This is a genomic window from Luteimonas sp. MJ250, from assembly GCF_039548455.1.
GTDB lineage: Bacteria > Pseudomonadota > Gammaproteobacteria > Xanthomonadales > Xanthomonadaceae > Luteimonas.
This window is the reverse complement of the sequence record NZ_JBCLVB010000011.1, coordinates 563,289-584,587: the sequence shown is the minus strand read 5'-3', so window position 1 is coordinate 584,587 and position 21,299 is coordinate 563,289. Positions and strand designations below refer to the sequence as shown.

Annotated in this window: 20 protein-coding genes and 1 other RNA gene; 2 read left to right on the top strand and 19 right to left on the bottom strand. The window is 70.4% G+C overall.

Translation table 11 applies throughout. The annotated features are described in order from the left end of the window. Positions 1–172: 172 nt before the first annotated feature. The 16 genes from lpxC to rsmI all read right to left on the bottom strand — a co-directional run bounded on the left by lpxC (position 173) and on the right by rsmI (position 17,639). A complete protein-coding gene (gene lpxC / locus WCE37_RS09385; protein WP_343279106.1) occupies positions 173–1,084 on the bottom strand; it encodes a UDP-3-O-acyl-N-acetylglucosamine deacetylase in 912 nt (303 codons plus the stop codon). A gap of 197 nt (positions 1,085–1,281) precedes the next feature. Next, positions 1,282–2,547: a cell division protein FtsZ gene (gene ftsZ / locus WCE37_RS09380; protein ID WP_343279105.1), complete on the bottom strand. Its 1,266-nt coding sequence runs from the start codon at positions 2,545–2,547 to the stop codon at positions 1,282–1,284. Positions 2,548–2,708: 161 nt separating this feature from the next. Then, complete coding sequence (gene ftsA / locus WCE37_RS09375) at positions 2,709–3,944, bottom strand: cell division protein FtsA (RefSeq protein WP_343254280.1); 1,236 nt, start codon at positions 3,942–3,944, stop codon at positions 2,709–2,711. After that, on the bottom strand, positions 3,941–4,648 hold the full coding sequence (locus tag WCE37_RS09370) for a cell division protein FtsQ/DivIB (protein WP_343279104.1): 708 nt from the start codon (positions 4,646–4,648) through the stop codon (positions 3,941–3,943). The genes ftsA and WCE37_RS09370 overlap by 4 nt, the downstream gene beginning before the upstream one ends. Beyond that, the gene (locus WCE37_RS09365; RefSeq protein WP_343279103.1) at positions 4,645–5,598 is read right to left on the bottom strand and encodes a D-alanine--D-alanine ligase; all 954 of its coding nucleotides are present in this window, start codon (positions 5,596–5,598) and stop codon (positions 4,645–4,647) included. Before WCE37_RS09365 ends, WCE37_RS09370 begins: the two co-directional genes overlap by 4 nt. After that, on the bottom strand, positions 5,595–7,013 hold the full coding sequence (gene murC, locus WCE37_RS09360; RefSeq protein WP_343279186.1) for a UDP-N-acetylmuramate--L-alanine ligase: 1,419 nt from the start codon (positions 7,011–7,013) through the stop codon (positions 5,595–5,597). Before murC ends, WCE37_RS09365 begins: the two co-directional genes overlap by 4 nt. 32 nt (positions 7,014–7,045) lie before the next feature. Further along, a complete protein-coding gene (gene ftsW / locus WCE37_RS09355; RefSeq protein ID WP_343279102.1) occupies positions 7,046–8,350 on the bottom strand; it encodes a putative lipid II flippase FtsW in 1,305 nt (434 codons plus the stop codon). Continuing rightward, entirely contained in the window at positions 8,350–9,435 is a 1,086-nt protein-coding gene (mraY, locus tag WCE37_RS09350; RefSeq protein ID WP_343254284.1) for a phospho-N-acetylmuramoyl-pentapeptide-transferase, read from the bottom strand. The genes ftsW and mraY overlap by 1 nt, the downstream gene beginning before the upstream one ends. Beyond that, positions 9,425–10,816: a UDP-N-acetylmuramoyl-tripeptide--D-alanyl-D-alanine ligase gene (murF, locus tag WCE37_RS09345; protein WP_343279101.1), complete on the bottom strand. Its 1,392-nt coding sequence runs from the start codon at positions 10,814–10,816 to the stop codon at positions 9,425–9,427. Before murF ends, mraY begins: the two co-directional genes overlap by 11 nt. Beyond that, the gene (locus tag WCE37_RS09340; protein ID WP_343279100.1) at positions 10,813–12,288 is read right to left on the bottom strand and encodes a UDP-N-acetylmuramoyl-L-alanyl-D-glutamate--2,6-diaminopimelate ligase; all 1,476 of its coding nucleotides are present in this window, start codon (positions 12,286–12,288) and stop codon (positions 10,813–10,815) included. The genes murF and WCE37_RS09340 overlap by 4 nt, the downstream gene beginning before the upstream one ends. Then, the gene (locus tag WCE37_RS09335; RefSeq protein ID WP_343279099.1) at positions 12,285–14,108 is read right to left on the bottom strand and encodes a penicillin-binding protein 2; all 1,824 of its coding nucleotides are present in this window, start codon (positions 14,106–14,108) and stop codon (positions 12,285–12,287) included. Before WCE37_RS09335 ends, WCE37_RS09340 begins: the two co-directional genes overlap by 4 nt. Continuing rightward, entirely contained in the window at positions 14,105–14,368 is a 264-nt protein-coding gene (gene ftsL, locus WCE37_RS09330; RefSeq protein WP_343276806.1) for a cell division protein FtsL, read from the bottom strand. The genes WCE37_RS09335 and ftsL overlap by 4 nt, the downstream gene beginning before the upstream one ends. Beyond that, a complete protein-coding gene (gene rsmH / locus WCE37_RS09325; protein WP_343279098.1) occupies positions 14,365–15,321 on the bottom strand; it encodes a 16S rRNA (cytosine(1402)-N(4))-methyltransferase RsmH in 957 nt (318 codons plus the stop codon). Before rsmH ends, ftsL begins: the two co-directional genes overlap by 4 nt. Then, positions 15,318–15,764: a division/cell wall cluster transcriptional repressor MraZ gene (locus WCE37_RS09320; RefSeq protein WP_343254290.1), complete on the bottom strand. Its 447-nt coding sequence runs from the start codon at positions 15,762–15,764 to the stop codon at positions 15,318–15,320. The genes rsmH and WCE37_RS09320 overlap by 4 nt, the downstream gene beginning before the upstream one ends. A 617-nt stretch (positions 15,765–16,381) precedes the next feature. Next, an RNA gene (rnpB, locus tag WCE37_RS09315) (RNase P RNA component class A) lies at positions 16,382–16,747 on the bottom strand. A gap of 67 nt (positions 16,748–16,814) precedes the next feature. After that, positions 16,815–17,639 (bottom strand): 16S rRNA (cytidine(1402)-2'-O)-methyltransferase, encoded by an 825-nt coding sequence (rsmI, locus tag WCE37_RS09310; protein WP_343279185.1) that lies wholly within the window; start codon positions 17,637–17,639, stop codon positions 16,815–16,817. A gap of 57 nt (positions 17,640–17,696) precedes the next feature. Here rsmI and WCE37_RS09305 point away from each other — a divergent pair, with 57 nt between their 5' ends. Next, complete coding sequence (locus WCE37_RS09305) at positions 17,697–18,878, top strand: penicillin-binding protein activator (RefSeq protein WP_343279097.1); 1,182 nt, start codon at positions 17,697–17,699, stop codon at positions 18,876–18,878. Next, on the top strand, positions 18,875–19,246 hold the full coding sequence (locus WCE37_RS09300; RefSeq protein ID WP_343254292.1) for a YraN family protein: 372 nt from the start codon (positions 18,875–18,877) through the stop codon (positions 19,244–19,246). Before WCE37_RS09305 ends, WCE37_RS09300 begins: the two co-directional genes overlap by 4 nt. A 33-nt stretch (positions 19,247–19,279) precedes the next feature. Here WCE37_RS09300 and thiL read toward each other — a convergent pair whose 3' ends face one another. Genes thiL through ribH form a run of 3 tightly spaced genes read right to left on the bottom strand, consistent with a single transcriptional unit; the run spans position 19,280 to position 21,220 of the window. After that, positions 19,280–20,260 carry a thiamine-phosphate kinase gene (gene thiL, locus WCE37_RS09295; RefSeq protein ID WP_343279096.1) on the bottom strand — a complete coding sequence of 327 codons (981 nt, stop codon included), beginning with the start codon at positions 20,258–20,260 and terminating at the stop codon, positions 19,280–19,282. 16 nt (positions 20,261–20,276) lie between these two features. After that, a complete protein-coding gene (gene nusB, locus WCE37_RS09290; protein ID WP_343279095.1) occupies positions 20,277–20,756 on the bottom strand; it encodes a transcription antitermination factor NusB in 480 nt (159 codons plus the stop codon). Beyond that, complete coding sequence (ribH, locus tag WCE37_RS09285) at positions 20,753–21,220, bottom strand: 6,7-dimethyl-8-ribityllumazine synthase (RefSeq protein ID WP_343279094.1); 468 nt, start codon at positions 21,218–21,220, stop codon at positions 20,753–20,755. The genes nusB and ribH overlap by 4 nt, the downstream gene beginning before the upstream one ends. Between the last annotated feature and the right edge of the window lie 79 nt (positions 21,221–21,299).

Sequence of the window (21,299 nt, the reverse complement as noted above, 5' to 3'; positions counted from 1 at the left end):
CGAACGCGGTGTTCTGGTCCCGATTTCGTTAAATTTCCGTAAATATGTGACCTGAGCGGCAAGAACGCGTGAACGACCGACAGCCCCAGACAGGTCCGGACCCGGTTGTTGCAGGAGCCGCGATAGCGGCGATCGCTGGCCTGCGGAGCTCGGGCGGTCGCGCTGCAACCCCTCAGGCGACCGGCTGCAGTTCGCCGTAGGCGACCGGTCCGACCTCGGCCTCGGGGAAGGTCACTTCTTCCCAGGCATCCACGTCCGCAAGCAGGGCGCGCACCAGCGTGTTGTTCAGCGCATGCCCCGATTTGTAGCCCTCGAAGGCGCCGATGATCGGCCGGCCGGCCAGGTACAGGTCGCCCACGGCGTCGAGGATCTTGTGGCGCACGAATTCGTCGGCGTAGCGCAGGCCGTCGTCGTTGAGCACTCTGAAGTCGTCGAGCACGATGGCATTGTCCATCGAGCCGCCGAGGCCGAGGTTGCGGTCGCGCATGTACTCCAGGTCGCGCATGAAGCCGAAGGTGCGGGCGCGGCTGACTTCGCGGATGTAGTTCTCGGTGGTGAATTCCACCTCGGCCCGCGACCTTGCGGTCGGGATGGCGGGGTGGTTGAAGTCGATGGTGAAGCCCAGGCGGAAGCCGTCGAAGGGCTCGAAGCGGGCGATCTTGTCGCCATCGCGGACCTCGACCGGGCGCTTGATGCGGATGAAGCGCTTGGGCGCGTCCTGCTCGACGACGCCCGCGGACTGCAGCAGGAACACGAACGGGCCGGACGAGCCGTCCATGATCGGCACTTCGGCGGCCGACAGCTCGACCATGATGTTGTCGATGCCCAGGCCTGCCAGCGCCGACATCAGGTGTTCGACGGTCTGCACGTTGGCGCCATCCACGGACAGGCCGGTGCACAGCGTGGTCTCGGTCACCAGCGTCGCCGCGGCCGGGATCTCGACCGCAGGCTCGACGTCGACGCGCCGGAAGACGATGCCCGAGTCCGGCGGTGCCGGGCGCAGGGTCATATAGACCTTCTCACCGCTGTGCAGCCCCACGCCGGTGGCGCGGGTGATGTTCTTGATGGTGCGCTGCTGGACCATTCACGGACTCTGGGGGAAGCGCCGGCGGCAGACAAGGCGGCCGGCAAACGGAAGCGGTTCGCAATTTAGCACGCGAGCCGCTGAACCTGAACGGAGCGCAGGCGCCCTCATGCTGTGGGAGCAGCTCCAGCTGCTCCCACAGGTAATCCGGCGTCCCTGACGGTCTGAATCGCAGCTATAGCTGCTCCCACAAGGGCTCAGTCGGCCTGGCGGCGGAGGAAGGCGGGAATGTCGAGGTAGCCGCCGTCGCTGCTGCTGCCGAAATCGGCCACGGCGGGGGTGCTCGGGGCGGCGGGTTCGGCGGAGCCGCGGCGCAGGCCCATGCCCATGCCACCGCTGGCGGCCATCGGCTGTGCCACCTCTTCTTCGTCGATCAGCATGCCGGTGGTGCCGTCGCGGCGGCCGCCGGTGTTGATCAGCTGCACGTGCGGGCGGCGCGGGGCTTCGTTGAAGCCGGCGTCGCGGCCGTAGCCGCTGTCGCGCACCACGCCGCGCGCCTGGGCGCGGTTGAGGCCGGTGGCGACCACGGTCACGCGCACGTCGTCCTGCATGTCGGGGTCGAGCACGGTGCCGATCACGATGGTCGCGTCTTCGCTGGCGAAGTTCTCCACGGTGCGGCCCACCTCGTCGAACTCGGCCATGGTGAAGTCCGGGCCGGCGGTGATGTTGACCAGGATGCCGTTGGCGCCGGCCAGGTTGACGTCGTCGAGCAGCGGGTTCTGGATCGCGGACTCGGCGGCGGCCTGGGCGCGGTCGTCGCCGCGGGCATGCCCGGTGCCCATCATCGCCAGGCCCATTTCGGACATGACGGTGCGGACGTCGGCGAAGTCGACGTTGATCAGGCCCGGGCGCACGATCAGGTCGGCGATGCCCTGCACGGCCCCGAGCAGCACGTCATTGGCCGCGCGGAATGCCTGCACCATGGTGGCGTTGCGGCCCAGCACGGTGATCAGCTTCTCGTTGGGGATGGTGATCAGCGAGTCGCAGTGCGCCGACAGCTCTTCGATGCCCTTCAGCGCCACCTGCATGCGGCGGCGGCCTTCGAACGGGAACGGCTTGGTGACCACGGCGACGGTCAGGATGCCCATCTCCTTGGCCAGCTGCGCGACCACGGGTGCGGCGCCGGTGCCGGTGCCGCCGCCCATGCCGGCGGTGATGAACACCATGTCCGCGCCCTGCAGCGCTTCCATGATCTGGTCGCGGTCCTCGAGCGCGGCCTGGCGGCCGACTTCCGGGTTCGCGCCCGCGCCCAGGCCCTTGGTGACGCCGGTGCCGAGCTGCAGCTGCAGCTTGGAACCGCAGTTCTTGATTGCCTGCGAGTCGGTGTTGGCGGTGATGAACTCCACGCCGTCCACGCTGCTGCTGACCATGTGGTTGACCGCGTTGCCGCCGCCGCCACCCACGCCGATGACCTTGATGATGGCGTTGGGGGCCATCTTTTCAACCAGTTCGAAATGCGCCATGTCCGTAGTCCTTTTGATGTCGTTATGTAGTGCTGGTGTTTTCTAGTTGTTGTTTGTTGCTGTCGCGTGCGGTTTTCGTCGTCGCCTTGCCTTTCGCGGCCATGGCCGCTCCCACAAATGCGGTCGGGGTCGATCCAGCTGCGGCATGGATGCGTGCATGGTCAGAACTCCCCGTTGAACCAGGTCTTGAGCTTCTTCAGCAGGCTGCCGGCGCGCCCGGTGGGCAGCACCGGGCGGCGCGGGTTCTCGATCTGGCTGCCCATCAGCAGCAGGCCGACGCCGGTGGCATGCACCGGGTTGTTGACCACTTCGCCCAGGCCGGTGACGTGCTGGGGAATGCCCACGCGCACCGGCATCTGCAGCATCTCTTCGGCCAGCTCGACCACGCCTTCCATCTTCGCGGCGCCGCCGGTGAGCACCATGCCGGCGCGCACGTGCTGTTCGAAGCCGGAGCGGCGCAGTTCGGCCTGCACCATCTCGAAGATCTCCTCGTAGCGCGCCTGCACCGCCTGCGCCAGCGACTGCCGCGGCAGGCGCCGCGGCGGGCGGTCGCCGACGCTCGGCACTTGGATCGACTCCTCGCTGGTGGCCAGCTGCGCCAGCGCGCAGGCGTAGCGGACCTTGATCTGCTCGGCCTCGGGCGTGGGCGTGCGCAGCATGTGCGCGATGTCCTCGGTGACCTTGTCGCCGGCGATCGGCAGTGACGAGGTGTGGCAGATCGCGCCCTGCACGAACACCGCCAGATCCGTGGTGCCGGCGCCGATGTCGACCATCACCACGCCCAGCTCGCGCTCGTCGCTGGTCAGCACCGCGGTGCTGGACGCCAGCGACGACAGCACCAGGTCATCGATCTGCAGGTCGCAGCGCTGCACGCACTTGGAGATGTTGGCCGCGGCCGACTGCGCGCACACCACCAGGTGCGCATGCACCTCGAGGCGCACGCCGGTCATGCCGACCGGATTGCGGATGCCTTCCTGCGAATCGTCCAGCACGTACTCGCGCGGGATCGCGTGCAGGATCTTCTGGTCGGCCGGGATCGCGACCGCCTTGGCGGCGTCGAGCACGCGGTCGAGGTCGGACCAGGTCACTTCGCCATCGCGGATCGGGACGATGCCCGGCGAGTTCTTGCACTGCACATGGCTGCCCGAGATCGAGGCGTAGACCGAGCGGATGTCGCAGCCGGCCATGAGCTCGGCCTCTTCGATCGCACGCTGGATCGACTGCACGGTGGATTCGATGTCGACCACCACGCCGCGCTTCAGCCCGCGTGACTCGTGGCTGCCGATGCCGATCACCTCGATGGGGTTGCCCGGCGAGTACTCGCCGACCAGGGCCACCACCTTGGAGGTGCCGATGTCGAGGCCGACGATCAGGGCCTTGTCGCCTTTGCGGTTCATGCGGTGTGTTCCTCGGCCCATGTCAGGGCGAATCCATTGGTGTAGCGGAGATCGGCGCGTTCCAGCGGCTGGTGCCGCTGCGTCAAAAGCTGCGGAAGCAGGCGGGCGAAGCGGGCCAGGCGGGTGCGCACCTGGTGGCTGCCGATGGCCACCCGGGTGCCGTTGGACAGGACCATGGTCCAGCTGCCGCGGCTGTCGAGCAGCAGCGCGCGGACGCCATAGCCCGCCGGCGCGAACAGTTCGCGCGCGGCGTGATAGAGCTCGACGACGTCCTCGGCGCGGGCGTCCGGACCGTGCAGCAGCGGCAGGCCCTGCGGCATGTCGATGCCTTCGGCCGGGAACAGCTTGCCCTGCAGTGAAAGCAGGCGGTCATCGCCCCAGCGCGCGAACGGGCGGTGCTCCTGCACGCGCACTTCAAGCACGTCCGGCCAGCGTTTGCCGACGTCGGCCTGCTCCACCCACGGCAGGCGGGCGACCGACTCGCGGGCCTCGTCCAGGCGCACGGCGAAGAAGCCCTGCTGCGCATAGGGCAGCACCACTTCGCGCACCCGCGCGGGATCGACCTGCTGCAGGTTGTCGTTGATGCGCAGGGTGCGCAGCGGCCAGCGCTCGGCGCCGATCCAGCCCTGGACCACGGCCACCACCGGCAGCGCGATCAGCGCCACCGCGAGCGTCCAGGCCAGGATGCGGGCGAGCGCGTTCACAGCGTCTGCTCCAGCACGCGCCAGCACAGCCCGGCGTAGTCGCAGCCCAGCTGCGCGGCGGCCTTGGGCACCAGCGAATGGCTGGTCATGCCCGGCGCGGTATTGATTTCGATCAGCTGCATGCCGCGCTCGCGGTCGCGCATGATGTCCACCCGGCCCCAGCCGCTGCAGCCGGCGGCGCGGAACGCGCGCAGGGCGAGGTCGCGGATGGCGGCCTCGTCATCGCCTTCAAGCCCGGGGCACAGGTACTGCGTGTCTTCGGCGACGTACTTGGCGTGGTAGTCGTACCATTCGCCGGCGGGCACGATCCGGATCGATGGCAGGGCGACGTCGCCAAGGATGCCGACGGTGAGCTCGTCGCCGCGCACCATCTGCTCCATCAGCAGCTCGCCGTCGTAGCCGGCGGCGAATTCGATCGCGGGCGCGAGGTCGGCCTCGGCAAGCACGCGGAACACGCCGACGCTGGAGCCTTCCGACGACGGCTTCACGAACACCGGATAGCCCAGGCGTGCGGCGGCGGCGCGCAGGTCGGAGCCCTGCGCCAGGCGCTCGTAGCGCGGCGTGGGCAGGCCTTCGGACTGCCACACCTGCTTGGTGCGGATCTTGTCGAGGGTCAGCGCGCAGCCGAGCACGTCGGAGCCGGTGAACGGCACGCCGAGCGCCTGCAGCAGCCCCTGCAGCACGCCGTTCTCGCCGACGCCGCCGTGGAGGATGTTGAACACGCGGTCGAAGCGACCGCCCTGCAGCGCGGCGAGGAGCGCCGGCACGCCATCGACCGCCTCGGCATCGACGCCGCGCGCGCGCAGCGCAGCAAGCACGCTGCTGCCGGAATCCAGCGACACCTCGCGCTCGCTGGTGTCGCCACCCATGAGCACCGCGACGCGGCCGAAGGCGGCCGGGTCGGTCACGCTCATCGGCGGCAGGCGCGGCGGCGGCAGACGCTCGCTCATGCGCCCTCCCCCGCCTTGGGGAATCCTTCGGCCACCAGGTGCTGTGCCACCTGGCCGATGTCGCCGGCGCCCATCACCAGCAGCAGGTCGCCGTCTTCAAGGATGTCGGGCAGCACGTCGCGCAGCTCGCCGGGGCCGTTGACCACCACCGGGTCGATGCGGCCGCGGGCGCGGATCGCACGCGCGAGCGCACGCGCGTCGGCGTTGGCCAGCGGCTGTTCGCCCGCGGGATAGACCTCGGTCAACACCAGCGCGTCGACCTCGGACAGCACGCCGGCGAAATCGTCGAGCAGGTCGCGGGTGCGGCTGTAGCGGTGCGGCTGGAATGCCACCACCAGGCGGTGATCCGGCCAGCCGCCGCGGGCGGCCTCGAACACCGCAGCGAGTTCGCGCGGATGATGGCCGTAGTCGTCGACCAGCTGCACCCTGGCGCCGCGCGCGGTGGTCAGTTCGGCCAGGCGGTTGAAGCGGCGGCCGATGCCCTCGAACTTCGCCAGCGCGTCGCGGATGGCCTCGGGCTGCACGCCCAGCTGCCAGGCCACTGCCGCCGCGGCCAGCGCGTTCTGCACGTTGTGGCGGCCGGGCAGCGCAAGCTCCATGGGCGTTGCCGAAGCGTCGGGCAGGACCAGGTCGAAGTACATGGTCGGGCCTTCCTGGCGCACGTTTTCGGCGCGGACGTCGGCATCGGCATGGAAGCCGTAGGTCATGACGTGGCGCGACACGGCGCCGGCCAGGGCGGCGACTTCCGGATCGTCGATGCACAGCACGGCCAGGCCGTAGAACGGCAGCCGGTGCAGGAACTCGGAGAACGCCTGCTGCACGCGCGCGAAGTCGCCGCCGTAGTTCTCGAGATGATCGACGTCGATGTTGGTGACGATCGCCACCAGCGGGTTCAGGCGCAGGAAGCTGCCGTCGCTCTCGTCGGCTTCGGCCACCAGCCAGTCACCGCCGCCGAGGCGCGCGTTGGCGTCGGCGGCCAGCAGCTTGCCGCCGATCACGAAGGTCGGGTCGAGCCCGCCTTCGGCGAGCACGCTGGCAAGCAGCGAGGTGGTGGTGGTCTTGCCGTGGGTGCCGGCCACGGCCACGCCGCGGCGGAAGCGCATCAGTTCGGCCAGCATTTCCGCGCGTGGCACCACCGGGATGCGCTGGGCGCGCGCCTCCATCAGCTCCGGGTTGTCCGGCTTGATTGCGCTGGACACCACCACGCAGTCGCTGGCGAGCACATTGGCCGCGGCATGCCCGCGATGCACGGTGGCGCCGAGGCTGGCGAGGCGCCGGGTGACCGCGCTGTCGGCGGTATCGGATCCCGACACCTGGTAGCCGAGCGTGCACAGCACCTCGGCGATGCCGCTCATGCCGGTGCCGCCGATGCCGATGAAATGCACGCGCGAATGCCGCCGCGCGAAGTCGGCCATGGCCACGCCGTGGGTGTCGTGGAGGCGGCGGGTCATGCGTTCACTCCGGGGGCGATCCTGGGTTCGATGCGCTGGCGCAGGCGGCTGGTGCCGCGCGCGGCCAGCGACGGTACCGGCTGTGCGGTGGGCGGCGGCGCCGTGGTGGGCGCTGCGGCAGCCTCGCCGCGCAGGCGCGCGACCTGGCGCTGGGTGCGGTCGAGCTCATAGGACACGCGCAGCAGCAGGCCCACCGCGACGCAGGTCATCATCACGCTGGAGCCGCCCGACGACACCAGCGGCAGGGTCAGGCCCTTGGTCGGCAGCAGGCCGAGGTTGACGCCGATCGAAACCAGCGCCTGCAGGCTCATCCACAGCGCGATGCCGAAGGCGACGTAGCCGGCGAAGTGGCGGCGGGTCTCCACGCAGCGCAGGCCGATCAGGAACGCGCGGCCGACCAGCAGCGCGTAAAGGCCGATCACCAGGCACACGCCGACAAAGCCCAGCTCTTCCGCGATCACCGCCAGGATGAAGTCGGTATGCGCCTCGGGCAGGTAGTTGAGCTTCTGGATCGACGCGCCCAGGCCCACGCCCCAGAACTCGCCGCGGCCGACCGCCATCAGCGCGTTGGCCAGCTGGTAGCCGCTGTTGAAGGGGTCTGCGAAGGGATCCATGAACGAGGTCAGGCGCCGCATGCGGTAGGGCTCGGCGATCGCCACGATCGCCAGGATCGGCAGCAGCAGCAGCACCGGCGCGGCCATGCGCGGCAGGTGCACACCGCCCAGGACCAGCATGCCGGCGGTGATCGCCAGCAGCAGCGCAAGCGAACCGAAGTCGGGCTGCAGTGCCAGCAGGATCATCAGCACGATGGCGACGCCGATGGGCTTGAGCATCGCGCCCCAGGTGGCGTTGACCTCGTCGCGAAAACGCACCAGGTAGCTGGCGAGCCAGACGATGTACATCACCTTGACCGCCTCGACCGCCTGGAACTTCGACACGCCGAGGTTGATCCAGCGCTGCGCGCCGTTGACGCTGCTGCCGATGCCGGGCACGAACACCAGCAGCAGCGCCAGGAAGCAGCCGACCAGCAGCAGGCGGTCGAAGCGCTCGATGGTCTTGAGCTCGGTGCGCATCGCCCAGAACGCGAGCGCCGCGCCGAGGCCCATGAAGACCACGTGCCGGATCAGGAAGTAGTACGGGCCGACGCCGAGCTCTTCGCCCACGGCGATCGAGCTCGACCCCACCATCACGATGCCCAGCGCGCCCAGGCCAAGCACGGCGCCGAGCATCCACGGGTCGAAGCGGCCGCCGATCGATTCGAGGCGGACGGCCTGGCTGCCGCGGTCGTGGGTCCTGTCCATCAGCGCACCTTCAACGTGGCCAGGCCGACCAGCACCAGGATCACCGAGATGATCCAGAAGCGCACGATCACGCGCGGCTCCGGCCAGCCCTTGAGTTCGAAGTGGTGGTGGATCGGCGCCATCCGGAACACGCGCTTGCCGGTGAGCTTGAACGACGCCACCTGGATGATCACCGACAGCGTCTCGATCACGAAGATGCCGCCCATCACCACCAGCACCAGCTCCTGGCGCACGATCACGGCGATGCTGCCGAGCACCGCGCCCAGGGCAAGCGCGCCGATGTCGCCCATGAACACCATTGCCGGATAGGTGTTGAACCAGAGGAAGCCCAAGCCTGCCCCGGCGATGGCCGCGCAGATGATCACCAGCTCGCCGGCGCCGGGCACGCGCGGGATCTGCAGGTATTCGGCGAACTGCGCGTGTCCCGAGGCGTAGGCGAACACGCCCAGCGCGCAGGCCACCAGCACGGTCGGCATGATCGCAAGGCCGTCGAGGCCATCGGTGAGGTTGACGGCATTGGAGAAGCCGACGATCCAGAAGTAGGCGATGGTCACGAACGAGACGCCGGCAAGCGGCAGCGCCACCGCCTTGAAGAAGGGGATGTAGAAGGTGGTCGCGACCGGGGTATCGGCGCTGAACCACAGGAACAGGCCCGCCGCCAGGCCGAAGATCGACTGCAGCAGGTACTTGGTGCGCGAGCGCATGCCGTTGGGATCGCGCCTGACGATCTTGATCCAGTCGTCCCACCAGCCGATGGCACCGAAGGCGACCATGATCAGCAACACCAGCCACACATACTTGTTGCGCAGGTCGCCCCAGAGCAGCACCGAAGCCAGCACGGTGAGCAGGATCAGCCCGCCGCCCATGGTTGGCGTGCCGGCCTTGGAGAAGTGCGTCTTCGGGCCGTCCTGGCGGATCGGCTGGCCGCCCTTGTACTGGGCAAGCTTGCGGATCACCGCCGGGCCCCACCACAGCGACAGGAAGAGCGCGGTCAGCGCGGCGAGGATGCCGCGGAAGGTCAGGTAGCCGAAGAGGCCGAACAGGCCCTCGAGCTGCTCGAGCCAGCGGGTGAGTTCAAGCAGCATCGGTATCGACTCCTTCCAGCAGCGCGCGGACCACGCGATCCATCGCGCTGCCGCGCGAGCCCTTGACGAGAATGGTGGGAGCGGTACCGGCTGTTCTAGGAGCGGCTATAGCCGCGAACAGGCCGGCGACCAGTGCCTCGTGCGAAGCGAACACCTCGCCGCCCTCACCAAACGCCTCGGCGGCAGTCGCCGCCAGCTCGCCAAGCGCGAACACCCGCTCGACGCCGGCCTCGCGCGCGCGGCGCCCGGCGGCCTCGTGCAGCGCCACCGCGTCGACGCCCAGTTCGCGCATGTCGCCCAACACCAGCCAACCGCCGCCACTGGCCACGGCCAGGGTGTCGATGGCCGCGGCAAGCGAGCCGGGGTTGGCGTTGTAGCTGTCGTCCACCAGCCACGCGCCGCCCGGCAGCTGCCGGCGCACTTGCCGCCCTGCGACCGGCTGCGCATGCGTCAGGCCTTCTGCGATTGCCGGCAGCGGCGCGCCGCAGGCCAGCGCCAGCGACGCCGCCGCCATCGCGTTGGCAACGCTGTGCCGGCCGGGCAGCGACAGCGACACGGCGGCCTCGCCTTGCGGCGTCACCAGCACGAAATCACTGCCGCCTTCGTGCAGCAGCACGTCGCGCACGTGCACGTCCGCGCGCGCGCCGAAACCGAAGCGCAGCACGCGGCGGCCATGGGCACGCTCGGCGAAGAACGATTCGAAGGCATCGTCGGCATTGATCACCGCGGTGCCGTCGGTCGGCAGCGCGTCGTAGATCGCGGCCTTGGTATCGGCCACGCCCTGCAGGCTGCCCATGCGCTCGAGGTGCGCGGGCGCGATGTTGTTCACCAGCGCGACGCGCGGGCGCGCGATCGCCGCCAGGTAGGCGATGTCGCCTGGCTTGCCGGCACCCATTTCGTACACGGCGAAGGCGGCGTCGCCGTCGGCGTCGATGATCGCCAGCGGCAGGCCGATCTCGTTGTTGCGGTTGCCTGGACTTGCGGTGACGCTGCCGCAGCGGCCAAGAATCGACAGCAGCAGCTCCTTGACGCTGGTCTTGCCGTTGCTGCCGGTGATCGCGACCACGGCCTGCGCCGGGCGCGTGGCCTGCAGCGCGGCGGCAAGCGAACCCAGGGCTTCGACGGTGTCGCCCACCACGACCTGCGGCAGGGCCACGTCCAGCGGGCGCGACACCAGCGCGGCCGTGGCGCCGGCAGCGGCGATCGCGGCCACATGCTCGTGGCCGTCGAAGTTCTCGCCGGCGATGGCGACGAACAGTGTGCTTGTCGCATGCGCAACGAAGGTGCGGCTGTCGGTCGCGACCGCATCGACGGTGGCGTCCTCGCCCTGCAGGCGGCCGTTGCACGCCCGGGCGATGCGCGAGAGCGCGATCGGAATCATGTCCGGGCCTCCAGCGCGCGGCGCGCGACATCGCGGTCGTCAAAGGGATGGCGCACGCCGTTGATTTCCTGGCAGGGCTCGTGGCCCTTGCCGGCGACGAGCACGATGTCGCCGGGGCCGGCGACGCCGATCGCGCGGGTGATGGCGGCGGCGCGATCGCGCTCGACCACTACCACCGCGGTATCGGGGATGCCGGCCATGATGTCGACGACGATGGCGTTGCCGTCCTCGCCGCGCGGATTGTCGTCGGTGACCACCACGAAATCGGCGCCGGCAACGGCAGCCGCGGCCATCTCCGGACGCTTGCCGCGATCACGCTCTCCGCCGCAGCCGAAGACGCAGGTGATGCGCCCGGCGGCGTGGGCGCGCACCGCGGCCAGGGCCTGCTCGAGCGCGTCGGGCGTGTGCGCATAGTCGACCACCACCAGCGGCAGGCCGCCGTGGCCACCGAAGCGGTTCATGCGCCCGGCGATGGGCTCGAGCCGGCCAAGCACGCGCGCTATGTCCGCCGCGGCCACACCCTGCGCGTGCAGCACGCCGGCCACCGCCAGCAGGTTCTCGACGTTGAAGCGCCCGAGCAGCGGCGAGCGCACCGGCAGCAGTTGTCTGTCGATGCGCAGCTGGAAGGCGATGCCCGCGACATCGAGCACGATGTCGGTGGCGGCCACCAGCGCTTCGGCATCACCGCGCGCGCTGGTGCCGATCCGGCGCAGCGCCGAGGGCAGCCGGGCAAACAGGCCGCGGCCGAAGCCGTCATCGATGTTCACCACCGCGGCCGACAGTCCGGCCACGCCGAACAGGCGCTCCTTGGCCGCGCCATAGGTGGCCATGTCGCCGTGGTAGTCGAGGTGGTCGCGGGTGAGGTTGGTGAACACGCCGACTTCGAAATGCACCGCGTCCACGCGGCCCTGGTCGAGCGCGTGCGAGCTGGTTTCCATCGCCACCGCCTGCGCACCGGCGTCGCGCAGCCCGGCCAGCAGCTCGTGCACCTGCAGCACCAGCGGCGTGGTGAAACCTGTCGGCTGCACGTTGCCGTGCAGGCCCGCGCCCAGCGTGCCGATGGTGGCCGCGCGGCGGCCGAGCAGTTCCCAGGCCTGGGCCAACAGCTGCACGGTGGAGGTCTTGCCGTTGGTTCCGGTGACCGCGACGGTCGACATCGCCGCCGACGGCCGGCCGTGGAATTGATCGGCCATCGCGCCCATGCGCGCGCGCAGGCCGGGCACCGCGATCGCATTCGCGGGCGGCGCAGGCACGTCGGCCGGCACCGGCGGTTCGTACATCACCACCGCGGCGCCGTCGGCCAGCGCCTGTCCGGCAAAGTGCAGGCCATGGGTGCCGAAGCCGCCGATGGCGACAAAGCCGTCGCCGGCGCGCAGCGAACGGCTATCCAGCACCAGGCCGGACACCTCCAGCGTCGCAGGGATACCGGCCACGTCGGGCAGCAGTTCGCGCAGGGCCATGCGGCGGCTCACTGGCCACCTCCGGACGCGGGCGGCGCGGCGGCGGCGCGCGCGGTCGCGGCCGCGGCGACGCGCGGCGCATTGCGCGCGCGCTCCTTGGCCTGCTGCTTGGCCTGCTCCGCCAGCCAGGTCTCGATGTCATCCGGCGGCACGTCCATCAGCCGCAGCGCGCCATCCATGACGCTCTGGAACACCGGCGCCGAAACCTGGCCGCCGTAGATGCCCTTGGCCGGATCGGGATCGTCGATCACCACCACCATCGAGAAGCGCGGGTTCTCCACCGGCACCACGCCGGCGAAGAAGGACACGTAGCGGCGCGAGTAGCCGCCACCGGAGGCCTTGCGCGCGGTGCCGGTCTTGCCCGCGACGTGGTAGCCCGGGATCGCCGCCTGGATGGCGGTGCCGCCGGGCTCGGTGACCGTCTGCATCATCGCCAGCACGGTGTCGGCGACCGCGGCGTCCATCACCTGCTCGGACACGCCGTGCTGGCCCTTGACCAGGGTCGGCTGCACCGCGCGCCCGTGGTTGGCGATGGTCGCGTAGGCGCGCGCGATCTGCAGCGGCGTGGCCGACAGTCCGTAGCCGTAGCTCATGGTCTGCTTGCTGGTGCCGCTCCAGCTGGCCGCGGGCGGCAGCACGCCGGACGCCTCGCCCGGGAAGCCCGATCCGGTGCTGTGGCCGAAGCCCAGGCGCGCGATGTAGTCGTGGTAGTAGTTGTCGTCCAGGCGCTGCACGATGCGCGCGACGCCGATGTTGGAGCTCTTGGTGATCACGCCCGTGGTGTCGAGCACGCCCAGGTTGCGATGGTCGGTGGTGCGGTAGCGGCCGTTCGGCATCCAGCCCGGGTTGGTGTCGAAGACGGTCTCCGGCGTGATCACGCCCGCGGTCAGGCCCGCGGCCACGGTGATCGGCTTGATGGTGGAGCCGGGCTCGATCAGGTCGGTGACCGAGCGGTTGCGGCGCGCATCGCGGTGCTCGCCGGTGACCGCGTTCGGGTTGTAGGTCGGCAGGTTGGCCATGGCGAGGATCTCGCCGGTGGCGATGTCGAGCACCACCGCCGACCCCGCGACCGCACCGGTGCGTTCAAGCGTCGAGCGCAGCTCGCGGTGCACCAGGTACTGGATGCGGCGGTCGATGCTGAGGGTGAGGTCCTTGCCCGGCTGCGCGGCGCGCACCAGGTCGACGTTCTCGACGGTGCGGCCGCGGCGGTCGCGGATCACCTTCTGCGCGCCCGGTTCGCCGCTGAGCCATTCGTCGAAGGCAAGCTCCACGCCTTCCTGCCCGGCATCGTCGATATTGGTGAAGCCGAGCACGTGGGCCAGCGCCTCGCCCTGCGGGTAGAAGCGGCGGAACTCGCGCTGCGAGAACACGCCCGGCACCTTGTGCGCCAGGATCTGCTGCGCCTCGGCCGGGTTGATGCGGCGCTTGAGGTAGACGAATTCCTTGTCGGCGCGCTGCGCCACGCGACGCTCGAGGTGATCGAGGGGCACGCCCAGGGCCTCGGCCAGCTCCGGCAGGCGCTCGGGATGCTTGAGCATCTCCTGCGGATTGCCCCACACGCTGTCCACCGGCGACGACACCGCCAGCGGCTCACCGTTGCGGTCGGTGATCATGCCGCGCGAGGTCGGGATCGGGATCTCGCGCAGGAAGCGCGAATCGGCCTTCTGCTGGTAGTAGGCGTTGTCGACCAGCTGCAGGTCGACCGCGCGCGCCACCAGCACCACGCCGCACAGGCCGAGCGCGCCCACCACCAGCTTCAGCCGCCCGCGCAGGTCGAACTGCGCGCGGCCGCGGGGGCGGACGGTGCCATTGCGGTCGCGGCGGAACTTCATGGCCGCACCACCACGATGTCGCCGGCTTCCGGGAACTTCATGCCCAGCCGGGTGCGCGCGACATGGTCGATGCGGTTGGCCTCGGCCCAGGTGGCCTGCTCCAGCTGCAAGCGGCCGAAATCGATATTGAGCTCGTCGCGCTCGTCCACCAGCCGCGTCAGCTCCACGAACAGCTGGCGGTGCTCGTGGCGCGCATGCACCACACCGATGGCCGCGACCACGTTGGCCGCCAGCAGCACGATGACCAGGAAGCGGGTCACGCCGCCACCTCCAGCTTTTCAGCCACGCGCAGCACCGCGCTGCGCGCGCGCGGGTTGCCGGCGAGTTCGGCGCCATCGGCCTTCTGCGCGCCGCCGATCGCGCGCAGGCTCGGCGCGAAATCCGTGGCTTCCGGCAGGCGGCGGTTGCCCGGAGGCGCCTTCGACTGCGCGGCGATGAAGCGCTTGGCGATGCGATCCTCGAGCGAGTGGAAGCTGATCACGGCCAGCCGGCCGCCGGGCTTCAGCGCCGCCAGCGCGGCGTCGAGGCCGGCTTCAAGGTCGGCCAGCTCGCGGTTGATGTGGATGCGGATGGCCTGGAAGGAGCGCGTGGCCGGATGGATCTCGTGGCGGCCGGGCTTCGGCCGCGGCATCACCGAGGCGATCAGCGCGGCGAGCTGCGCGGTGCGGGTCAGCGGTGCTTCGGCGCGGCGCTCGACGATCGTGCGCGCGATGCGCCGGCTCATGCGCTCCTCGCCATAGGTCCAGAGCACGTCGGCGATGTCGTCCGCGCTGGCGCGCGCAAGCCACTGCGCAGCGCTCTCGCCGGCATCGGGATCCATGCGCATGTCCAGCGGGCCGTCACGGCCGAAGCTGAAGCCGCGCTCGGCGACATCGAGCTGCGGCGAAGACACGCCGAGATCGAACAGCACGCCGTCGAGTCCGCCGGCGGTGGCGTCCCAGCGGGCCAGGTCGGCGAAGCTGCCGCGGAAGATCGAGACGCGCGGATCCGCGCCGAACTCGCGTTCTGCCACGGTGATCGCGTCGGGATCCTTGTCCATCAGCAGCAGCCGGCCTCCAGCCCCGAGCGCCTGCAGCACGCCGCGGGCATGTCCGCCGCGGCCGAAGGTGCCATCCAGGTACGTTCCGTCCTCGCGCACGCGCAGCCCTTCCATGACCTGCACAAACAAGACCGGAAGGTGCGCGGAGCGGGTATCCGCGGCACCCGCGGTCACAACTGCAGCCCGACCAGGTCGTCGCCGAAATCGTCGTCGCCCAGGGGCGTCTCGATCTGCGTGCGATGCGCCTGCTCGCTCCAGAGCTCGAACTTGTCGCCCATGCCCAGCAGGACGGCCTTTTTTTCGATGCCGAGCGCGTTGCGCATGCTGGCCGGAATCGGGATCCGGCCGTTGCCGTCGGGCTCGACGATCGCCGCCGCGCCCACCAGCTTCAGCTGCAGGCGGCGGTTGGCTTCCTTCACCCGGGGCAGCGCGTTGACGCCGTCGCGGACCTGGCCCCAGGCCGCATAGGGATAGATGTAGAGCGAACCCTTCTCGAACGGGTTGTAGGTGATGACCAGGCGATTGCCGAATTCGGACGCGACGATCTCCCGGTAGCCGGTCGGAATCGCCAGCCGTCCCTTGTCGTCGATCGTGATGGCGGTTTCGCCCTGCAACACCTTCTGCCACTCCGGTACCCGTCTGCGGCGGGTTTCATGCCTGGGAAAACCACGATATTCCCGGTCTCCCCACACATGGCCACATTAGGAGCGCTCCCCACCCTTGTCAACAGCTGGGGGATGAATTTTCATCAGGCAGGTCAATGACTTGCAGCGAACTTCAGAGACTTGTTCAAGCTTTATCCACAAGCTGCTGTTTAGTCTCAGATTCCGAGAATATGTGATGATCTTCACATGTTTTTCACATCTTGGCTTGGCGATGCCGGCCGTGGCTGCCCGTGGGTACGAATGTCCTCCGGCGGCATGATTGCCGTGGCACATACCATCACCCTGCCCGCCTCCTCCTTTACTACGCCCCCAAGGGCAGCCACGCCCGGCCCCGACGCCGGGTTGGGCGGCGGAGCACCTGACGCCTGCTGCGCAATGGCATGAAGTGGCGGCGTGGAGAGCTTGGACCGCGGGGAGAAGCAGCCCCGGCGTGGGTGGGAGCCCCTTGTGGCGGAATTCAAGGAGGAGGCGGCCCGCCAGCCCCGGAAGTGCGACGACAACCGTGCCGCCAGAGGACATTCGCCACAAGGGCCTCCCGCCCACGCCGGGGCGGCCGGAAAAGAAGAAAGTGGCGGAGTCGGCCGATAAGCCGGGTTCTGTCGTGGACAGTCATTCCTCTAGGCGCATCGTCGCCGATACGCTCGAGCAGCCTACCCGGACCCGACGCGGGCAGCGCCATTAGGTCCCTATTTGGCCTTGCTCCCGGTGGGGTTTGCCATGCCGGTCTGTTGCCAGACTCGCGGTGCGCTCTTACCGCACCGTTTCACCCTTGCCACGCATTCCGAAGAACCGTTCGGCGGTCTGCTCTCTGTTGCACTTTCCGTCGGCTCGCGCCGCCCAGGCGTTACCTGGCACCGTGCCCTGTGGAGCCCGGACTTTCCTCGGCACCGATCCCGTCGAAACAGGATCGATGACGCGACTGTCTGGCCGACTCCGCCGCGTGCATTCTCGCATGCATGACGGCGGTTCTGTGGGGCGGCCATGGCCGCGACCGGGTTCGCCTCAGCCCCCGTACAACTCTTTCCTCGGCGCCCCGCTGATTTCCGCGGCCAGCTTCGCCGCGGTCGACGGCGGCAGGTGCGCGGCAAGCTTCGAGTACAGCAGACGGCCCTGCACCACCTTCGCTTCCGCGTCGTCACCGACGCCGCCCACCAGCAGCACGAACTCGCCCTTGCGCTGGTTGGCATCGGCTTCGACGGCGGCCTGCAGTTCGCCCAGGCGGCCGTCGAGCACGGTTTCGAACAGCTTGGTCAGCTCGCGCGCGAGCACCGCGGGGCGTTCGGCGCCGAAGGCCGCGACGCAGTCGACCAGGGCGTCGGCGATGCGGTGCGAGGACTCGTAGAACACCAGGGTGCGCGTTTCTCCGGCCAGCGATGCCAGCCGCTCGCGGCGCGCGGAGGCCTTCGCCGGCAGGAAGCCTTCGAAGGTGAAGCGGTCGCTCGGCAGCCCGGCCACGCTCAGCGCGGCGATGATCGCGCTCGGGCCGGGCACGGGGCTGACGCGGATGCCGGCCTCGCGCGCGGCGCTCACCAGGCGGAAGCCGGGGTCGCTGACCAGCGGGGTACCGGCATCGGAGACCAAGGCCAGCGATTCGCCGGCGGCCAGCCGCGCGACCAGTCGCGCCGCGACCTCGGCTTCGTTGTGCTCGTGCAGGGCCAGCAGCGGGCGGTCGACGCCGAAATGCGCGAGCAGGCGGCGGGTATGGCGCGTGTCTTCGGCGCAGATCGCGTCCACCGCGCGCAGCGTGTCCAGCGCGCGCGGCGACAGGTCGGCGAGGTTTCCGATCGGCGTGGCGACGACGTGGAGGGTTCCGGCGGCGGGCTGCATCGTGTCCCTGCTGGGGTGGCGGTAGAATCCGGGCATTCTCGCAGCCGGAACGCCTTGATGCGCCATCCCTGGAAGCAGGCCCTCGCCGCCACCTTCGCCGCGCTCGTGGTCGCGGGCTGTTCGACCGTGCAGGTCACGCGCCCCACCGATGCCCCTGACGCCGCGCCGGCACCGGTGGCAACGGGCCACTGGCAGTTCGATGCCGGCGACCGCCCGCCGGCCGAGCGCGACGGCTACCGCCCGCCGCGCAGGCTCGCGGTGCTGCTGCCGCTGACCGGCAGCCTGGCCACCGCCGCGGGCCCCGTACGCGACGGCCTGCTGGCCGGCTATTACGGCGAGCACCGGCGGCGCCCGGACCTGGAGTTCTACGACACCATGGGCACGGCTTATGGTGCCGTCTCCGCCTACCAGCGTGCGGTCGCTGAGGGCGCCGACCAGGTGGTCGGGCCGCTGGGCCGCGACGAGGTCGATGCGGTCTTCGCCCAGACCACGGCCACCGTGCCGGTGCTGGCGCTGAACCGCGCCGGCGCACCGCCGCTCAACAGCGCCAGCTATGCACTCGCGCCGGAAGACGAGGGCGTGGCCGCGGCCAATTTCCTTGCCGCGCGCAATGCGCTGCGGGTGCTGGTGCTGAGCTCCGGCGATGACAACGCGCGCCGCAGCATCGATGCGCTCAACGCGCGCCTGCAGGAACTGGGCGGTGGCATGGTGCAGCTGCTGACCGTGGTCGGCGACTCGCCGCCCGAGCTGATCGGCCCGATGCAGGCAGCGCTGCAGCGCGAGGGCGGCGTGGACGCGATCTTCCTCGCCCTGCGCGGGCCGCAGGCGCGGCTGGCCGCAGCCCAGGTGTCGGCCGCCGGTCTCGCCGGGCGCCCGCGCGTGGCGACCTCGCAGCTGCTGTCGGGCACCGGCAAGCCCGACGAGGACGCGGCGCTGGACGGCATCGCCTTCCCGAGCGATGCCTGGAGCGTGTCGGGGGTCCCTGGCCTGCCGCCGGCGCGCACCGTGGCCGACGCCCTGCCAACGGCGCGTGGCCCGGCCGCGCGCCTGTTCGCATTCGGCTACGACGCCTGGCTGCTGTCGGCCTACCTGGGCCACCTGGCAACCGGCTCCGAGGCCTCGGTTTCCAGCGCCAGCGGCGTGCTGCGGATGAGCGCCGAAGGCCACGTGCAGCGCGTGCCTGCCTGGTCGACCTTCAACGGCGGTCATGTGGTGCCGCTGGCGGGCGCTTCGAATTGAGCGAGACCCGGCGCCGCGGCGCCGGAGTCGAGGCCGCCGCGCGCACGCATCTGCTGCGCGCCGGCCTGCACGCGATCGCGGCCAATGCCGGCTACCGGCTGGGCGAGCTCGACCTGGTGATGCGCGACGGCGACACCGTGGTCTTCGTGGAGGTGCGCTATCGCGCCAGCGCCGACTACGGCGGCGGCGCGGAATCGGTTGACCGCGGCAAGCGCCGGCGCATCGCGCGCGCGGCGCAGCTGTTCCTGCTGCAGCACCCGGCGCTGGCCGAGGACTTTTGTCGCTTCGACGTGATGGATGCCAGCGGCGATCCGGAAGCGCCGGACTTCACCTGGCACCGCGACGCGTTCCGCCTGGACGACGCCTGACGTCGCACGCCGCCCGCAATCTGTGGGGGCGCCCTACAGTGGCCGGGCGGCGGGGGGCGCCGGGGTGGAGAAGTGTTCGTGGCCGGCCTGTGCGGGCTGCCAGATGCGGCCTTCACTGTCGAAGGCCTGCACGCCCTGCCCGGCCACCCCCGTGCCGATGCGGGTGACCGTGACGCCGGTGGCTGCGGCGGCTGCGGCTACGGTCGCGTCCTTTGTCGCAGGGACGGTGAAGCAGAGTTCGTAGTCGTCGCCGCCCGAAGCCTGCAGCGCGCGCAGCGCGTCGCCATCGAAATGCGGACGCAGCAGGTCAGCGCCCGGCAATGCATCAAGCTCCAGCCGCGCGCCGACGCCGCTGGCGGCGCAGACGTGGCCAAGGTCGGCCAGCACGCCGTCGGAGACATCGATGCACGCACTGGCCACGCCGGCAAGCGCACGCCCCAGCGCGATCCGGGGCAGCGGCCGCTCCAGGCGCTCGCGCAGCGCGGGGCTGATCGCCCGGCCCTCGCGCCACTGCGCCAGCGCACCGGCTGCGCCGCCAAGGGTGCCGCTCACCCACACCGAATCCCCGACGCGCGCGCCGTCGCGGCACAGCGCGCGGCCCGGGTCGGCGAATCCGTGCACGGTGACCGACACCGACAGGGGCCCGCGCGTGGTGTCGCCGCCGACCAGCGCGACGCGATGCAGTGCCGCCAGCGCCAGGAAACCGTCCAGGAAGCCGGCGACCCACGCCGGATCGCCATCCGGAAGCGACAGCGACAGCGTGCACCAGGCGGGCTCGGCGCCCATCGCCGCAAGGTCGGACAGGTTCACCGCCAGCGCCTTCCAGCCGACCTGCGCGGCCTCCGTGCCAGGCGGGAAATGCACTCCGTCGTTGAGCGTATCCATCGCCACCACCAGCTGCATGCCCGGTGGCGGCTGCAGCAGGGCGGCGTCGTCGCCGATGCCCAGGACCACGTCGTCGCGCCCATGCGTGGCGCGCGCGCGGATGAGGTCGATCAGCGTGAACTCGGCCATCGCGGTGGCCGCGGGCTCAGCCGCGGCTCGCCTTGACCTCGGCCGCGCGCCATTCGGCCGCGGCGTGGTCGAGCACGCCGTTGACATAGGTGTGGCCGTGCTCGGAGCCGAAGCGCTTGACCGTCTTCAGGGCCTCGTCGATCACCACCCGGTAGGGCACGTCGATGCGGTGGCGCAGCTCGTAGGCGGAAATCCGCAGCATCGCGCGCTCGATCGGATCGACTTCGCCGATGGCACGGTCGAGGAAGGGTTCCAGGGCCGCGTCAAGGTCGCGGCGATGGGTCTCCACCCCGCGCACCAGGTCTTCGAAATACTCGAGGTCGGCGACTTCGTGCGCCTGCTCGTGCGCGAACTGGGCGATCGCGTTGCGCGCGTCCACGCCCGACAGCTGCATCGCGTACACCGCCTGCAGGGCGCGCCGGCGCGAGCGCGAACGCCCGACCGTGTCGATGCCGGCGTTGCGGCCACCCGCACCAGCGCCACGCTGCGGCCTCATGGCAGCACCTCCAGCAGGCTGGCCATTTCCAGCGCGACCAGGGCGCATTCCTCGCCCTTGTTGCCGTGGCTGCCGCCGGCGCGGTTCTCGGCGTCGACCATGTCGTCGACGGCCAGCACGCCGTTGGCCACCGGAACGCCGTGGTCGAGCTGGACGCGCGCCAGGCCCTCGGCGCAGGTGTCGGCGACGTGCTCGAAGTGGCGGGTGTCGCCGCGCACCACGCAGCCCAGGGCGACCACCGCGGCGTGGCGACCGTCGCGCGCGAGCCGCGCGGCGAGCATCGGGATTTCCCAGGCGCCGGGCACGCGGATGACATCGACCGCGTCGGCGGCCACGCCGTTGCCCTCGAAGGTGGCGCGCGCGGCGGTCACCAGCGCGTCGACGATGCGCGGGTTCCAGCGGCTGGCGATGATCGCGAAGCGCGCGCCTTCGGGCGCGTGCAGGTCGCCTTCGTGATGGGTCATGGCGTGTTCCTTGGACGGATGCGCATTCTAAGGCCTGCGCCGCGGCGCTGCCGGGAGTGGCACCAGATCGCCGCGTAAG

Excerpts from the sequence above, each read along its gene's own strand:
- rsmI (WP_343279185.1), bottom strand. The coding sequence starts at position 17,639 with ATGCAGCCCGCCGCCGGAACCCTCCACGTCGTCGCCACGCCGATCGGA.
- thiL (WP_343279096.1), bottom strand. The coding sequence starts at position 20,260 with ATGGCCGAGTTCACGCTGATCGACCTCATCCGCGCGCGCGCCACGCAT.
- WCE37_RS09335 (WP_343279099.1), bottom strand. The coding sequence starts at position 14,108 with ATGAAGTTCCGCCGCGACCGCAATGGCACCGTCCGCCCCCGCGGCCGC.
- murF (WP_343279101.1), bottom strand. The coding sequence starts at position 10,816 with ATGATTCCGATCGCGCTCTCGCGCATCGCCCGGGCGTGCAACGGCCGC.
- ftsZ (WP_343279105.1), bottom strand. The coding sequence starts at position 2,547 with ATGGCGCATTTCGAACTGGTTGAAAAGATGGCCCCCAACGCCATCATC.
- WCE37_RS09365 (WP_343279103.1), bottom strand. The coding sequence starts at position 5,598 with ATGAGCGAGCGTCTGCCGCCGCCGCGCCTGCCGCCGATGAGCGTGACC.
- nusB (WP_343279095.1), bottom strand. The coding sequence starts at position 20,756 with ATGAGGCCGCAGCGTGGCGCTGGTGCGGGTGGCCGCAACGCCGGCATC.
- ftsW (WP_343279102.1), bottom strand. The coding sequence starts at position 8,350 with ATGGACAGGACCCACGACCGCGGCAGCCAGGCCGTCCGCCTCGAATCG.
- mraY (WP_343254284.1), bottom strand. The coding sequence starts at position 9,435 with ATGCTGCTTGAACTCACCCGCTGGCTCGAGCAGCTCGAGGGCCTGTTC.
- WCE37_RS09305 (WP_343279097.1), top strand. The coding sequence starts at position 17,697 with ATGCGCCATCCCTGGAAGCAGGCCCTCGCCGCCACCTTCGCCGCGCTC.
- lpxC (WP_343279106.1), bottom strand. The coding sequence starts at position 1,084 with ATGGTCCAGCAGCGCACCATCAAGAACATCACCCGCGCCACCGGCGTG.
- ribH (WP_343279094.1), bottom strand. The coding sequence starts at position 21,220 with ATGACCCATCACGAAGGCGACCTGCACGCGCCCGAAGGCGCGCGCTTC.
- murC (WP_343279186.1), bottom strand. The coding sequence starts at position 7,013 with ATGGCCGACTTCGCGCGGCGGCATTCGCGCGTGCATTTCATCGGCATC.
- ftsA (WP_343254280.1), bottom strand. The coding sequence starts at position 3,944 with ATGAACCGCAAAGGCGACAAGGCCCTGATCGTCGGCCTCGACATCGGC.